This window comes from Aetokthonos hydrillicola CCALA 1050 (assembly GCF_017591665.1).
GTDB classification, from domain to species: domain Bacteria; phylum Cyanobacteriota; class Cyanobacteriia; order Cyanobacteriales; family Nostocaceae; genus Aetokthonos; species Aetokthonos hydrillicola.
In genome coordinates, this window is sequence record NZ_JAAKGC010000119.1 from 1 (window position 1) to 14,768 (window position 14,768).

Genomic DNA, 14,768 nt, shown 5'->3' on the forward strand with positions numbered 1-14,768 from the left:
ACATATGTCAAGAAGAAGGACAAGATATTTATTTTGTCCGCCATTTGGGCAGATACAGATGAGAGATTATAGCAAACTTAAAATGTTTTCTGGCTTATGTCTTGCGGAAATCTAATTACAGAGAAAGGAGGAGCTAGAATTCAGCGTGGGAATTCCAGCCCCTGAATTCTGACTATTTGCCTAATTCCCCCGCTTTATTGCTGCTTCTACTCTCTGAAACTCGAGAGTGAGACGATCTTTAAGCTTTTGTGGGATGGGACGATTTGGGTAAGAACTGTAGTGTCCTGCTAGAGAATTGAGCGCTGTACGCATAGTTGTAAAAGAATTTAACCCAGATACAGCGTTATCACGTTGATAGCGCGCTGAAAAATCATTTATTTTTTTACGTGCTTCTGATTGAATTGATGCTTTGTCCGGTGAATCAGGTGTTACCTCTAAAGCATTTCTTAAAATACTGACTACATTTAAGGTATCTTGACGATAATCCCCTGTTAAGCTATCCGGACTAGAACAACTGACACAGCTAATAACCACAACTAAAACCAAAGCAAGTAAACGTGACCAATAACGCTTCATAAAAACCTTTTAAGTGAAACGATTATGTAAATCAACGTCCATCGTATCTTGGATTGGTGACACGGCGATATAGTGCAAAAGTTATGAGTTATTTCCTTAATTATGTATTGACTAAAATCTTCCTATAGATAGTATCGCGTTGTTGATAAGGTCGTCCTAAGTCAGTAATCGCAGCTTGCAAGGTTTCTACTTCCATGCATGTACCACCTATTGCACCTGCCATGGTAGTGATATGTTCCTCCATCAAAGTACCACCGATATCATTACAACCCCAAACTAAAGCTTCTTTTGCACCTTCTAAACCTAGTTTTACCCAACTCGGTTGATGATTAGGAATCCAGTTTCCTAAGTAAATCCGCGCGACAGCAGTTAGCAACAACGCATCTGCTAAAACAGGTTGATCTCTTCCTACGCGATGACGTAAAGGTTTGGGTGCTTCTTGCCCAACGAAAGGTAATAAAATAAACTCAGTAATATAAGATGGATATTCCTGATTAAGGGCAGTTTGTTGAAGCGATCGCAATCTTTCCAAATGTTTAATCTGCTGTTCTGGTGTTTCAATATGTCCTGACAGCATTGTGCTAGTAGTGTGTAAGCCTAATTTGTGCGCTATACCCACAATTGAAAGCCAAGTCTCTGTATTTATTTTCTCTGGACAAAGAATACGCCGCACATCATCATCTAAAACTTCAGCTGCCGTTCCCGGCATTGAATCAACACCAGCATTTTTTAACGCAGCAATAACATAGCTAAATTTTAGTCCATCTTCTCTTGCGATAAATTCAACTTCTTGGGGTGAAAAAGCATGTAGATGCAGTTGAGGAAAATCTTGCTTGATAGTTGCTACAAGCTTTAAATAATAAGACAAAGATTGATTGTTTATCTTTGCTTGTGGGTTCAATCCCCCTTGCATACAAATTTCAGTCGCACCTCGTCGCACCGCATCTTTTACCTTTACCAAAATTTGCTCCCAATCCAACCAGTAAGCATCTGGTTGGTCTTGATCCCGTCGAAATGCACAGAAGCTACAGTGCTGCTCGCAAATATTACTAAAATTAATATTACGATTAATGACATAAGTCACCACATCGCCTGCTTGCTGCCGCCGCAACTCATCGGCTGTATCTCGAATTGCTGCGATCGCGCTAGGCTCAGTTTGTTTTAATAAAAACAATCCCTCTTGGGCTGACAAATCATGTCCCTTCAGAGCATTGACAAGAATAGCATTTACACTAGTCACAGAACATTACATAGAGGCAAACCACACTTCCTATTATCAGTTATCAGTCATCAGTTATCAGTTATCAGTCAAGAATAACGTGTTTATCTGAACGCGAAACACAGCACCATAGCCCTTGATCACTGATAACTGTTTACTGTTCACTGTTTACATGCCCCTTGCCCGTAAATTTTGACTACGGATCAACTCAGTAAAATTCAATGTAGAACGCCCTTCAATTTTTGCTACTGTCTCAATTGCAGATAAAAGATGTTGTGCTGCTTCAGTTTCAGAATAACCCCTCCTTAGAGCTACACGAATGGCGGCGTCATCAGCATTGATCTCTGATTCTTGAGAACGGTTATTGCGCCAAATCCGCAGCAAGGCAAGAGTTGTTAAACCTCCCGCAGTAATAATACCTACAGGATCTCTTTGGGATAATTCTACTAATCCACCTAATAACCCAGCAACTGCAATACCTTGATAAATATCCGGCTTGTACCACTTTACTCCGGTCAACCAACAAACTGTGTGCAATAGTAGCAAATCCCTTTGTGCCGTGTTCAAACGACCCCACAAATCAAAATTGATATATATGGGGCGTTGTGAATTCCAAGGTAGGGGAAAGGAAGCGTCAATAACTTTGGCTTGCTGAGGCTTGCTGAAAATTTTGGTCATCATTCGACCAGAGGCAGGCATAATATCTAACAACCGGCGAATTTCAACATTTTGCTCCATCAGACTTCCTCAGAGGTACTGGGACCATAACCCTATCGGGTTATAGTCGTATGGGGGATAGGAGGGTAATTGAGCGGGGTTCGAAGCCCCCGAAATTACCAACCCAGTATTTCGTTTGAGTACGCGACACTTAGAATTAGCAAACCTGCCAAGTCTGAACCAATTAGCGTCGCTTAATGACAAATTATTTCCCGTGTAGCCTGAACAATGGAACTTGGGTTTAACGAGTCGCAACTCTCCCAAGTGAGGTATTGAACAGTTGTCTTCTAAAGGTTTGTTCTCTAGAATCCGTGTCCATACCCATAGCGTTGGTCACGGTAGTTCAAACTATTTCTGAGCTATTAACTACCAGGTGGTTAGGAATTTGGGCTTTATGATTAATCTCTTATGGTAACATAGATGTGTAGTCATTGCGTAGGCTTGATGAAAAATAAAGCATTAAACATTAGGATGAGCGAACGAAGGTTAAATAAGCTCCGGTTATACGCGCAAGCAAAAGAGAAAACCATGACTCAGATCATCGAAGATTATATTGATCGGTTACCCGTTCAAGAGGCGGCGAACAACACTGAACAGTAAACAGTTATCAAGCCCTATGCTACCGTGCTAACTGATAACTGATAATTGATAACTGATAACTGATAAAATGGACGCTTTTGCTCTCACACCGCCTGAATGGACAAATGAAGCAATTCATGCTTATGAGTTTTGCTGTCCCAGGTGTCACTCTAGTAGCTTAGAAGCTCAGCTGGTCTGGCTTAATCGGCGATCGCCTGTAATTACAGAAAACTATAACAAGAAATGGCAAGAGTTTTACCAGTGCCATTGTGGTTGTGCATGGTGGGCTTGGAGTAGCGATCGCCCTGCAAGCGATTACACTAGTCAGCCAGGTTATGAAATTTAATTTCTGAACAAAGCCCACCTAGTTATTAGGTGGGCTTGTAATACTTATCCTGTGATGAACCACCCCACCGCATGGCGGATGGGGTTTCTAATTAAGTTTTAGAAAGTGAAGGTAGTACGCAATGTACCTACGTACTCATTATCATTTCTATTGTTGTGTTCTGGATTGAACAGGACTATTACACCAGGAGTGATTGAAATATTATCGTTAACCTGGAACTTGTATTGACCCTCTAGCTGATAGGTTGTGTCTCTGTCTCTCTGTCTTCTAACAACTCCGTCTGTACCAGCAAATCTAACATCGCTGTAGCTGATTTTAGGTGGTACACCGAAGATAAACCCTAGCACGTTACCTTGTTTTCCAAAGTCTTTTAAAGATAGAGTAGCACCATAGTAGTAAGCTTCTGCTTGACTACCTTTGGCAACAGCAGGGGTTCCAACTGCTGTTGCGGTTCTAGCTGTACCTGCAAATCCTGTTACAGCTTCGAGTTGACTATAACCTCCCTATCCTGCAAGAGTAATTTTCTTGCCAAGCTGCAAGGTACCTTCTAGACCGAAGTGGTTACCAGTTGTAGACGCGTTTCCAAACGGTTGACTTGCGAGAGCGCTACCTGTACTTTCAAAAACGTTTACACCGCCAGTCGGGTTTTGAAAAGTGCGTGCGTAGGTCAGACCGATGTTAATAGCTTGGGTAGGTTTGATAGTTAATTGACCTAGAGCTGCGTAGTTACCATTAAACAAACCAGATCCTTGAGTTGGATTGCTTTGAAGGTTACCACGTCCGCCACCTAGATAACCAATGGATGCAGAGATAGGTCCTTTGGGTGCAAAACTGATAGTCGCACCTGCGCCACCCTGACCTTGACGATAAATGGGGCTAAAACGACCGTAGCGAGATAAAGCACCTTTACCACTGCTAGCGAAGTCTGGGTTAAAAGTTTCGACGTTTTCGTAAAATTCCCCAACGTTAGCATCGACCTTAACACGAATAGCGTCTTTTAGATCAAAAGCATAGTTGATTTTGTCTATAACAACACTGTTTTGGTTGCTGTCAAAGCCATCATATGCCAGGCGGCTCATTTGAGTACCAGTGGACGCGGCACCATAAGCAGTGTTATTGCTGTTAACTGCAACGTTTCCTGCTTGTAAACGGATTTGCAATCTGTCTTTTCCAGTGAAGCTGGAATTTAAGCTTAGACGAACCCGGTCTGAGAAAGTGACATTGCTATCTCGGTCAACTCGTGCAGAGCCAGGACGAGTTCTTCCTGGATCGTTAAGTATAGTCTGAGAACCAACGGCTCTTGTTTCACCAAAAGCATCGCTTATGCTGAAGATTGCTTCCCCAACTAACTTTGTGGTTGTAGAGAACTGATTTGCTTCTAGTTCTGCCGTGCGAGCTTCTAGAGCATCTACACGACCCCGTAAGGTTGCTAGTTCAGCAGCGAATTCTTCTTGCAGGCGTTGCAATGTAGCCAAGTCTTCTTTCTTAACTACATCAGCAGTTGCTGTAGCAATGAGTTCGTTAACTCTGTCTAAACAAGCATTTAAACCTGCTGCAAATTCATACCGGGTCATCGCGCGATTACCACGATAAGTTCCGTTGGGATAACCAGCGATACAGCCGTAGCGCTCTACTAAAGATTGTAGTGATTGAAATGCCCAATCTGTGGGCTGTACGTCCGAAAATTGAGAAACAGACGTAACTTGACCAATGTTGTCTTCCGACGATCTAGCAATACGAGAAACAGACGTAACGTTACCAAGGCTCTCGTCTGAGGAAGACTTGGTTACAGAATTGGTCTCAGCTTTATTGACTTCAGCCGCCAACGCGCTATTGGCAAGACAGAATGTGGCAGCTAAAACGAGCGGGCTCAGTTTAAGAAAATTCCAAAACGGTTTTTTCATGTTTTTTTCACTCACACCTAGACAGCTAGTGGTACAATTTCCTGATTCAGTTTAAATAGCCAGGGAATTCACTCATCCTTCCTTACTGAAATTGTACCAAATTTAGGGGTAATTCATGCAAGTCAACTACGATAGTTTTTAAGATTGCTTGGTAATACTAGAATTATTCGCCGTTTTGCTCGTGATAATTTTCCTTCTTCTTCAAACTGCTGCAACAGGCGAGTTACAGTCACTCTTGTAGTATTTAAAACTTCTGCTATTTCCTGATGTGTGACATTAAGATCAATAAGTTTGCCCTGTTCAACATCACGACCGAATTTTTCCCCTAGCCACATTAAAAACTGCCACAACCGTAAGCAAATTGGCTTACAGTGTATGATACTCAAAAGTTCTTCTGCTTGTTGAATGTGACACAACAAAGCATCTATATCCTCATGCCAAAGATGATGAGGTACTATATTAGCTTCTACACTTGTGAGACACTCTATCTGGTATGGTTTCACTTTCGAGAGAGGATAACCAATTATATCGCCACTCCCCCAGTAACCTAAGGTGATGTATGTACCGTCTTCACTCCAAGTTAGAGCACGAACTGCTCCCCTTTGGATTCGCCAAAGTACGTCGTTCCGTGGTGGAATGACTTCTCGACGCGTGAATAACCGTTGTGGTAGCTGTTCATATAACGGGGGAGAGTTTTCTGTCAGAGTTGTAGAACACTTCATAAGACTAGTAATAGAGTATTACGTGTTTAATTAATTTCTAGATAAAGACATGTATCAAACGTGATTATTTACGAGCGGCCATCTTAAGGGCATAGCTCATTGCCATCCTGCTCAACCAAAAGAGTGATTGCAGCATAGAAGGCTTTAGTTAAGATATGATTAGAGCTCCCTGGCTATATAGTTTGCTATGGATAGGGCTCCAAGAATTAAGCTTTGCTTAGCAAACCTTTTGAGCGAGCAGTACTGGTAAAAGTAAACACATAGATCGAAAATATATATCAGCATAGGCATAAAATACATTGTCAGCGAAATTTGACACCGTTTGCTGAGTTTGTTTATAAAGATTTAGTGAAGAGTAACAGGGGAGATCTTCCCTGCTTCATCTGATATAATTAACGCTGACCAGTAACGATATAGGCAACACGTTGGCCAATATTAGTTGCATGATCTGCCATACGTTCTAAACAACGAAGCACTAATACTAGTAGTAGGATGGGTTCTATTACACCAGGAACATCGCGTTGATGGGCTAGAGTTTGATAAAGATGCTCATAGGCATCATCGACAGTATCATCGAGGCGCTTTACACTTCGTCCTCCGACAGCATCTAAATCTGCCAAAGCCACCAAGCTAGTTGCTAACATTGCCTGAGCATGATGGGACATACGTGCAATTTCTGGTAATGAAGAATGAGGTGGATAAGGAAAAATCTTAATTGTGATCTCAGCGATGTCCTTAGCGTAGTCACCGATACGTTCTAAGTCGCGCACGAGCTGCATAAATGCGCTTACAGAGCGTAAATCTTGAGATGTAATCGGTTGCAGCGACATGATGACTGTACAGTCTAATTCTATTTTTTTGTAAAAGCGATCAATTTGTTTATCTAATAAAGGCACTTCCTCAGCTGCTTTTAGATCGCGGCTAAAGAAGGCTTGGTGACTTAGGCGAAAAGACTTTTCCACCAAAGCGCCCATACGTAAAATATCCCGTTCTATGCGTCTAATCTCACGTGCCAATTTTGATCTGTCGGTATTAGGACTATAAATGATTGCTTTCACGCTTGCAGTCCTCAAACATGAAAATGTTTTTTTAACTATAGTCTTAGCTTGAGGAATTTGCTATCCCTTGTGGGAAGTAAAGTTGAAGCCATGCACCACCTGTTTTAGGATGGTTCATAGCTTGTATGGAACCACCATGTGCCAGAACAATTTGTCGCACGATCGCCAACCCCAAACCACTACCAACGGTAGTTGTTGTTGAATGACTTTCTAACAGTGAGGATCGAGATCGTGCTTTATCACCTCGGTAAAATCGCTCAAATACATAAGGCAAATCAGCCTCGTCAAAACCCACACCTGAGTCTATTATATTAATTTCTACCACCGAATCATGCTGATCTTGGGGGGAAATTATTTTTGCCTCGATGAGAATGCTGGAACAAGGTGGACTGAATTTAATACTGTTGTCCAATAAGTTGAGGAAAACTTGGTGAATTCGTGATTGATCTCCATAGATCCACAATTCATCGGCACCTGAATAAGTAAACCCGATCTGTTGGCGTTGCGCTAGAGGTTCTAGAGTTTCCCATACAGATGCAATTAGCGATCGCACTTCCAAAGGTTGGCGATTCAGTTGGACTCTTGGGTTGTTTTCCAGTTGAGTGAGTTCTAGCCAGCTTTGGACTAAGTTAATCAATCTGTCAACTTCTTGTAATAAACGGTTAACCCAACGCTCTAGAGGTGATTCTATACGGTCTTGTAATGTTTCCGCAACTAAACGAATTGCTGTTAGGGGTGTTCTCAGTTCGTGAGCAATATCACTAAGAGAGCGATCGCAAGCTTGATTCATATTTAGTAGAGGCTGGAGATTTTCAAGAAAGACTCCTACTTGTCCCTTAAATAAGGGTAAGCTTGTTGCTCGCAAAGCCAAAGACTGTGATTCGATCACTGCTGCAGCATTCTCAAAAGCGGGATGGAATACCCATTCCTTTACCTGTAGCTGTTGCAAATCACGAGTTTGCTCGATTATTTGGTCTAGTTCGTAAGAGCGCACCAATTCCAGTAACAAGCGTACCTGTCCTGGCTGCCATCTTTGTAAGTATAAAATTTCTCGCGCTTGTTGATTACACCATAGCAGTTGATTCTCTTCATCTACCTCCAAATACCCAACCGGTGCGGACTCCAATAACTTTTCGTAAATCTGTAACTGTTGTTGTAAATTGTGTCGCTGCTGCTTAATTAATAGAATTTCACGCTTAAGCTTTGGAAGCAATGCAAACGGCTTGTGACTTGGTGAGGTTAATGGCTGAAGTATTTGCTCTAGATAACGGCTCAGTTGAACCTGTGCCCATAGACAAAAACCAATTCCTACCGTTAAACCCAGAAGAAATCCTAATATAAGCATCACCAGTTGTTAGTTACTCTTCTTTAAAGACTAACAACTATCCAAATCGATAGCCAAAACCACGGATAGTCACTATATACTCAGGACGGCTTGGATCTTGCTCTAATTTTTCGCGCAACCAACGGATATGGACGTCTACAGTTTTACTATCTCCTACAAAATCTGGTCCCCAAACTTGATCCAGTAATTGTTCCCGAGACCAAACTCTCCGTGCATAACTCATAAACAGTTCTAGCAGACGGAACTCTTTGGGCGACAAACTTACCTCTTGCCCCCGAACCAAAACTCGACACTCTTGGGGATATAAGGTGACATCTTTATATTGTAACATTGGCAGCTGGGGTAAGCTGCTTAAACGTTGACGGCGAAGTAAAGCACGACATCTTGCCACTAGCTCACGCATACTAAAGGGTTTTGTTAAGTAGTCGTCTGCTCCTACCTCTAAACCTAAGACTCGGTCAGTTTCACTACCTTTAGCACTTAGCATTAAAATTGGTACTGGGTTCCCTTGATAACGTACCAAACGGCAAATATCTAGTCCGTTGATGTAGGGAAGCATCAAATCAAGAATAACTAAATCAAAGGGGACTTCTGCTGATGTAGGGTCAAAATTTTTCAGATTTTCTACTGCCGATCTCCCGTCAGATGCAGTTACAACTGCGTAACCTTCTTCCTCTAATGCTAAAACAAGCATTTCTCGAATAAGTTCCTCGTCTTCTACTACTAAAACGCGGCTTCTTTGTCCGATATCAGTTGCCGAAGAATACTTGGTCAGTTCGCTGGTATACATTGATATCACAATATTATTAGCTGTACTTGTATTAAGAGAGTAATTTATATAGGGAACCGGGAACAGAAAAGAAGGAAGTTTAGCGCCTCAACATTAAATACGAGTCCTATACTATTTTACTTTATCTGAGCGCTCCAGAATTCTTTTAAAAAAAAGCTCATAGCCTATTAATCAACTATTAGCTATGTAAGTTTATACAGTAAAGTAAACATTGCCACATTGCCACTTATACTCAAATCTACATAGGCTCACTCATAAAATAAAATAGAGACGCTGTAATGATTGCGTCTCTAGACGGAGAAAACCCAAAGATAAATATTTAAAGTTAAGTTAAGATTTGTTGTGTTAAACTGTTACTGTAGTGTGCTTCTGTCATTAGATATAAAAAAAGCCTAAATTATTCTTATCCTGTGTACAACTTGAGATACACGTCGGTAAATCGTTAATCCGGAAAATTACAAAAAAATACGATGTGGGGATTTACGCTGGGGATACGTGAGATCGAAACAATGCTGATCTAACGTCACGTTTCTTCCACACCGGTTTTTTGTAGTGCTTGATGTATCAACAGTCTTATGTCAAGCAAATGTGGAAAAATCTAGATTAGGTGGGATATCTTGAATACGCCCTGGACCAATCGCGCGCAAAGCTTCCCTCAAAGAAATATCTCCGGTATATAAAGCACGACCAACAATTACACCCGTCACACCTTGTGTTTCAAGTGCCAAGAGGCTCAGTAAGTCAGTGATCGAACTCACACCACCAGAAGCAATGACAGGGATAGAGACTGTATCAGCAAGTGAGCGTAAAGCTTCTAGGTTTGGTCCAGAAAGGGTTCCATCACGGTGGATATCAGTATATATGATGCCTGCCGCTCCTAATTCTTGCATTTGGACAGCTAGTTGGGTTGCTAAAACTTCGGAAGTTTCTAGCCAACCACGAGTTGCTACCAATCCATTACGGGCATCAATACCAATAATAATTTGCTCTGGAAATTCTTGACAAAGTTGTTGTACTAAATCTGGTTGTTCTACAGCAACAGTTCCTAGAATTGCTTTGTGTACTCCTAAATTCAGTAGCTGTTGCACACTCGAGTATGTACGTAAACCACCACCAACCTGTATCGGCACTGAAACGGCTTGAACGATCGCCTCTATTGCTGCTTGGTTAACTAATTTACCTGTTTTCGCTCCATCTAAATCGACTACATGCAGTCGGCTGGCTCCTTGTTCAACCCACTGTTGAGCAACTTCTACGGGGTTTTCATTAAAAACTTACGATCGCTGATAGTCCCCTTGATAAAGTCGCACACAGCGACCTTCTAGTAAATCAATTGCAGGAAGTACATCCATTTTACTCTTCCTGTATGATTTGATTTGGGATTACGCATTATCCATCTTTTTTTGAATCACAGCTTGCCTAAAACCTAGCACAAGTAAGATATTAGAAAGCGTCAAGAAAGCTTCTGCACTTCCATGGAGACAATCAACATTCGCTAGAGACTCACCATAATGTACTTTGGCATAAATCCCGGCAGGGATTGTGACAGCAACAAATAACAGAGTGCCGTAAAATCCATATAGCGCCAACCGAGGCATTTGTCTACTGCGGCTAATAAACCATAAAAAAGCCAAATAGGGAAATAGAGAAAGACCAAAAAGTGTGGGTTGGGACATAGTATAGCTGGGGACTGGGGACTGGGGACTGGGAGAACTCTCTACACAAATCCCAGGTTTCCAGAAATAATATCTGGTTTCAGACTTATTTTGAGGGGATTGTTTCTTGAGAAGCTGGGTTTATAGTGTTTGATGATTTGGTGGAACGCCAAATTACTATGGAGGCTAGCAAAAGTGTAAAATTACCAACTAGGGTCATGGTAGCCTGGAGTGTTACCAACCATTCTAAGGATTCCGCGTTATCGAAATAGTGCCAAGTACAGGCACACATAGCGCCGACTAAAGCTGGTAACATACCGAAAGACAATCCCCACCAGGCGCGGTTACCAGTAACTTCGCCATAACTCCAGACTAACCAAATAGCAAGAATCCATTCAATAACGCTAGAGATATGAATAAACCAAGTGGGAATCGAAAGAATATGCATAATATATAGTCAAGTTTAGTGGTTAGTTGGTTGTTGCTCCCCAACACCTAACCTCTATCCGTCGTAACACTAACAATCACCAAATGAAGCCAATGAGGGCATTATTGTCTGGGTACTATGGTAAAGGAAATGGTGGAGATGAGGCTTTGTTGGCAACGCTCTTACAAATGCTACCACCTCATGTCATCCCTGTGGTTCTCTCTGGTGATCCACAGCAAACGAGCGATCGCTATGGTGTGGAAGCACATGATCGCATGGCAATTTTACCCGTACTGAGGGCTTTACGGTCCTGCGACGCTCTAGTTTGGGGCGGTGGTAGCTTAATTCAAGATGCAACTAGTGCTGCTAGCCCATTATATTACAGTGGAATGATGGGACTAGCCCAAACAATGGGGTTAAGAACTATTGCTTGGGCTCAGGGAATTGGTCCGTTGAAACGCCGAATCACTCAAGCGCTAGCACAACGAACTTTTGGCGGTTGTACTAAAGTGAGTGTTCGCGATCGCGCTTCCGCTGCCATGCTAGCTGATTGGCGAATTCCCTGTGTTCTTGCTCCTGATCCGGTTTGGGCGCTAGAAGCTAAGCCAGTACCAGAACTTTGGAATTTACCTGCTCCTAGAGTTACTGTGACGTTGCGCTCTCATCCTCAGCTAACAGAAGCAAGCCTTGCTAACTTAACTCGCGCACTGGTTGATTTTCAGAAAGCGACCCAAAGTTTTATAATACTACTACCATTTCAACAACGTCAAGATTTACATATTGCTCAGATTATTCAGTCTAAACTCAAAGATGATATCAGCCAGATAATGTGTCTGGAAGAACCACAACTTTTAAAAGGAGTTTTTCGTGGGGTTGAAATGGCGATCGGTATGCGTCTCCATAGCTTGATTATGGCAGCAGCTGAAGGCTGTCGCTGTTTTGCTGTAAGTTATGACCCAAAAATCAATCGGTTAATGGAAGATTTAAATATGCCCGGATGGGATTTGTCAGCTTTGCCAGATGATCCTAATTTGATCAGTAAGACTTGGATTGAGCATTACGCTAATGGCGATCGCCTATCACGGGAAACAATCCAATCTCTAATAGATCGAGCACTCATGCACCGCGATGTTTTGAGGGAAGCGTTGAGCGAGCCTAGTGGCAAATAAGACTATAAATCGCGATGGTTCAATGGTTTAGCATTTGTACCAGTATAAGTAGCTACAACATGACCATCGCCAACCATTTGATATTTGTATGTCACTAAACCTTCTAACCCAACAGGACCACGAGGGGGTATTTGCTGGGTACTAATCCCAACTTCTGCACCAAAACCATATCGAAAACCATCAGCAAAGCGAGTAGAACAGTTATGGTATACTCCGGCTGCATTTACGAGTGCTAAGAAAGTTTCTGCTGCTTCTAGATCTTCGGTTACGATCGCATCAGTGTGCTTGGAGCCATAATTGTTAATATGAGCGATCGCTTCATCTAACGAGTCTACGATCTTAACCGACAAGACTAAATCACTGTATTCTGTTTCCCAATCTTGTTCTGTCGCCACAGCAATATCTTGCACAATCTGACGGCTGCGTTCATCTCCTCTTAATTCCACGTTTAATTTTTGCAAAGCCTCGGCTATTTTCGGCAAAAATGTTGAAGATATATCGCTGTGAACTAGCAAAGTTTCAATTGCATTACAACCTGCAGGATAATTTGTTTTTGCATCAACTGCAATGGTAATAGCTTTTTCAATATCTGCGGCTTTGTCTATATAAAGATGACAGATTCCGTCAGAATGACCTATGACTGGAATTCGGGTATTTTCTTGCACAAAGCCGACGAAAGAGTTAGAACCTCTAGGAATAATTAAATCTACATATTTATCTAATTTCAAAAGTTCTAGGGTTTGTTCTCGTGTGGTCAATAACTGCACCACATCTGGATTAACGGTAGACTGAGATAATCCTTTTTTAATTGCTTTAACTATCGCCTCACAAGAACGAATCGCTTCTTTTCCACCTTTGAGAATAACGCCGTTACCTGATTTGATAGCTAGAGAAACTATTTGAATTGCTGCTTCCGGACGTGCTTCAAAAATTATGCCCAAAACACCTAGTGGACAAGTTATTCGCTTGAGGATTAAACCTGTATCTAGTTCACGGTGGATCTGTAGTGCACCAATGGGATCAGGAAGTTTCCCTACATCTCGCACTCCAGCGATCGCGTCTCTTAACTTATTTTCGTCTAACTGCAAACGCTTATAAAGTGGTTTAGCGATTCCCTCACGAGCAGCTTCTTCACAATCTGCAATATTTGCTGACAAAATTTCATCTTTTGCCGAATCTAAAGCTTGAGCGATCGCTTCAATGGCTTGATTTCTGTTTTCCGTGGAAAGAACTGCTAGCTTGAGTGCTGCGAGTCTAGTTTTTTGCGCGATCGTAATTAAGTCAGAACAATCATGGTAGGAAGTAACCATAGATAACCTAAAGGTCAACAATGAGTGATATGAGTCATATAAAAAAACTTAACAAACAATCTGTATATGAGCAAATTTCTTGAACAACCGCTTCTCGTTTGAGTCACATACGCTAATGCCCTCACCTTGCCCTCTCCCAAGATTGGGAGAGAGGGGTGAGGGCTAGTACCGCAAGGCGGAATTCAAAATTCTGTTAGGAATACAGCGTAGGCTTCTCAGAGATTTTGTAGACCGAAGGGCTTCTCGAAGAGTATGGTATGCTTATTTACGCCGCGCTGCACTAGAATGTGTGCAATACAACTGAGATGCGCTATATTACAGTGTAGTCGACTATCAATCCCATATTGTCTTTGTCGACGATTTCTTTTGTACGATAATCGCAATTACTGGCTGTACACCACGATCTATTTCTCCTGATTTGTACATATAAGAAATCGCCCTTTTTACTTTTTTCAAAAGCCGACCTTTACCTTGTGCAAAGTCGCGGATATGATCCTTCTTATGGCTACCGAATTCAAGAATAATAGTGTCTGCTTTTTTCCGTTTACCTTCTTTCTTCTTAACTTTTTTTCCCTTATCTTTCTTCGGTTTACTTTCTTGAGTTTTTACACTCAAAGGAGCAAAAACAGCAGTAAGTCCTTTTCCACTGGAATGAGTGAGGACAAGCTGAGTAGTTTGAGACGTTGAGTCTAAATTAACAATGGAGTTGCCATTATTTTGATAAATAGCTTTCACTCCTGCAAAAATTGGATGAGAACTATTAACGGTTTGATTACCACTAATGCCGTTATATTCACCCAAAAATTTTAAACCAAACACAAGGAGGAAAGTATTCCAACGGTCAGCTTCTTTTTGTGCACCACCTGCACTCGTTCCCGCTGCCAAATAAACATTACCCCCAGCTTAGACCAAGATTTACCCAGGTTCTTATTGAAATCACGAGCTTTTGTA

At 41.8% G+C, this 14,768-nt stretch carries 13 protein-coding genes and 2 pseudogenes; 2 read left to right on the forward strand and 13 right to left on the reverse strand.

Going from position 1 to position 14,768, the window contains the following annotated elements:
* Window positions 1–180 precede the first annotated feature (180 nt).
* The 3 genes from psb27 to G4P69_RS31935 form a co-directional block, all read right to left on the reverse strand.
* Entirely contained in the window at window positions 181–576 is a 396-nt protein-coding gene (psb27, locus tag G4P69_RS31925) for a photosystem II protein Psb27 (RefSeq protein WP_208353759.1), read from the reverse strand.
* 100 nt (window positions 577–676) lie between these two features.
* Window positions 677–1,816, reverse strand: a complete 1,140-nt coding sequence (gene cofH, locus G4P69_RS31930) for a 7,8-didemethyl-8-hydroxy-5-deazariboflavin synthase subunit CofH (protein ID WP_208353762.1) — start codon at window positions 1,814–1,816, stop codon at window positions 677–679.
* Window positions 1,817–1,963: 147 nt separating this feature from the next.
* Entirely contained in the window at window positions 1,964–2,533 is a 570-nt protein-coding gene (locus G4P69_RS31935; protein ID WP_208346507.1) for a DUF3318 domain-containing protein, read from the reverse strand.
* A 646-nt stretch (window positions 2,534–3,179) separates the two neighbouring features.
* Between G4P69_RS31935 and G4P69_RS31940 the strand changes: the two genes are divergently transcribed.
* A complete protein-coding gene (locus tag G4P69_RS31940; protein WP_208353765.1) occupies window positions 3,180–3,437 on the forward strand; it encodes a hypothetical protein in 258 nt (85 codons plus the stop codon).
* A gap of 98 nt (window positions 3,438–3,535) precedes the next feature.
* On the opposite strand, the pseudogene G4P69_RS31945 reads toward G4P69_RS31940, so the two are convergent.
* From G4P69_RS31945 to G4P69_RS31980, 8 genes and pseudogenes are all read right to left on the reverse strand, one after another.
* A pseudogene (locus G4P69_RS31945) lies at window positions 3,536–5,341 on the reverse strand (iron uptake porin).
* A 122-nt stretch (window positions 5,342–5,463) separates the two neighbouring features.
* Window positions 5,464–6,063 carry a Crp/Fnr family transcriptional regulator gene (locus G4P69_RS31950; RefSeq protein WP_208353768.1) on the reverse strand — a complete coding sequence of 200 codons (600 nt, stop codon included), beginning with the start codon at window positions 6,061–6,063 and terminating at the stop codon, window positions 5,464–5,466.
* Window positions 6,064–6,455: 392 nt separating this feature from the next.
* A complete protein-coding gene (gene phoU, locus G4P69_RS31955) occupies window positions 6,456–7,121 on the reverse strand; it encodes a phosphate signaling complex protein PhoU (RefSeq protein WP_208353775.1) in 666 nt (221 codons plus the stop codon).
* Between the two features lie 43 nt (window positions 7,122–7,164).
* Window positions 7,165–8,466, reverse strand: coding sequence for a sensor histidine kinase (locus G4P69_RS31960; RefSeq protein WP_208353778.1), 1,302 nt, complete (start codon window positions 8,464–8,466; stop codon window positions 7,165–7,167).
* 37 nt (window positions 8,467–8,503) lie between these two features.
* Window positions 8,504–9,256, reverse strand: a complete 753-nt coding sequence (locus G4P69_RS31965) for a response regulator transcription factor (RefSeq protein WP_208353785.1) — start codon at window positions 9,254–9,256, stop codon at window positions 8,504–8,506.
* A gap of 578 nt (window positions 9,257–9,834) precedes the next feature.
* A pseudogene (gene hisA / locus G4P69_RS31970) lies at window positions 9,835–10,608 on the reverse strand (1-(5-phosphoribosyl)-5-[(5-phosphoribosylamino)methylideneamino]imidazole-4-carboxamide isomerase).
* 30 nt (window positions 10,609–10,638) lie between these two features.
* The gene (locus G4P69_RS31975) at window positions 10,639–10,932 is read right to left on the reverse strand and encodes a DUF3593 domain-containing protein (protein WP_208353788.1); all 294 of its coding nucleotides are present in this window, start codon (window positions 10,930–10,932) and stop codon (window positions 10,639–10,641) included.
* Between the two features lie 85 nt (window positions 10,933–11,017).
* Window positions 11,018–11,359, reverse strand: coding sequence for a DUF2499 domain-containing protein (locus G4P69_RS31980; protein ID WP_208353796.1), 342 nt, complete (start codon window positions 11,357–11,359; stop codon window positions 11,018–11,020).
* 92 nt (window positions 11,360–11,451) lie between these two features.
* On the opposite strand from G4P69_RS31980, the gene csaB reads away from it, so the two are divergent.
* The gene (gene csaB / locus G4P69_RS31985) at window positions 11,452–12,507 is read left to right on the forward strand and encodes a polysaccharide pyruvyl transferase CsaB (RefSeq protein WP_208353819.1); all 1,056 of its coding nucleotides are present in this window, start codon (window positions 11,452–11,454) and stop codon (window positions 12,505–12,507) included.
* Window positions 12,508–12,509: 2 nt separating this feature from the next.
* On the opposite strand, the gene G4P69_RS31990 is transcribed toward csaB, so the two are convergent.
* Window positions 12,510–13,817, reverse strand: coding sequence for a glutamate-5-semialdehyde dehydrogenase (locus G4P69_RS31990; RefSeq protein WP_208353810.1), 1,308 nt, complete (start codon window positions 13,815–13,817; stop codon window positions 12,510–12,512).
* 333 nt (window positions 13,818–14,150) lie between these two features.
* Window positions 14,151–14,702, reverse strand: coding sequence for a DUF6200 domain-containing protein (locus G4P69_RS31995; RefSeq protein ID WP_208353813.1), 552 nt, complete (start codon window positions 14,700–14,702; stop codon window positions 14,151–14,153).
* Window positions 14,703–14,768: the final 66 nt, after the last annotated feature.

Bases quoted from the DNA above. Each gene is read 5' to 3' on its own strand.
- G4P69_RS31975 (WP_208353788.1), bottom strand. From the start codon at position 10,932: ATGTCCCAACCCACACTTTTTGGTCTTTCTCTATTTCCCTATTTGGCT.
- G4P69_RS31990 (WP_208353810.1), bottom strand. From the start codon at position 13,817: ATGGTTACTTCCTACCATGATTGTTCTGACTTAATTACGATCGCGCAA.
- G4P69_RS31960 (WP_208353778.1), bottom strand. From the start codon at position 8,466: ATGCTTATATTAGGATTTCTTCTGGGTTTAACGGTAGGAATTGGTTTT.
- G4P69_RS31940 (WP_208353765.1), top strand. From the start codon at position 3,180: ATGGACGCTTTTGCTCTCACACCGCCTGAATGGACAAATGAAGCAATT.
- G4P69_RS31935 (WP_208346507.1), bottom strand. From the start codon at position 2,533: ATGGAGCAAAATGTTGAAATTCGCCGGTTGTTAGATATTATGCCTGCC.
- G4P69_RS31980 (WP_208353796.1), bottom strand. From the start codon at position 11,359: ATGCATATTCTTTCGATTCCCACTTGGTTTATTCATATCTCTAGCGTT.
- csaB (WP_208353819.1), top strand. From the start codon at position 11,452: ATGAGGGCATTATTGTCTGGGTACTATGGTAAAGGAAATGGTGGAGAT.
- G4P69_RS31965 (WP_208353785.1), bottom strand. From the start codon at position 9,256: ATGTATACCAGCGAACTGACCAAGTATTCTTCGGCAACTGATATCGGA.
- psb27 (WP_208353759.1), bottom strand. From the start codon at position 576: ATGAAGCGTTATTGGTCACGTTTACTTGCTTTGGTTTTAGTTGTGGTT.
- G4P69_RS31950 (WP_208353768.1), bottom strand. From the start codon at position 6,063: ATGAAGTGTTCTACAACTCTGACAGAAAACTCTCCCCCGTTATATGAA.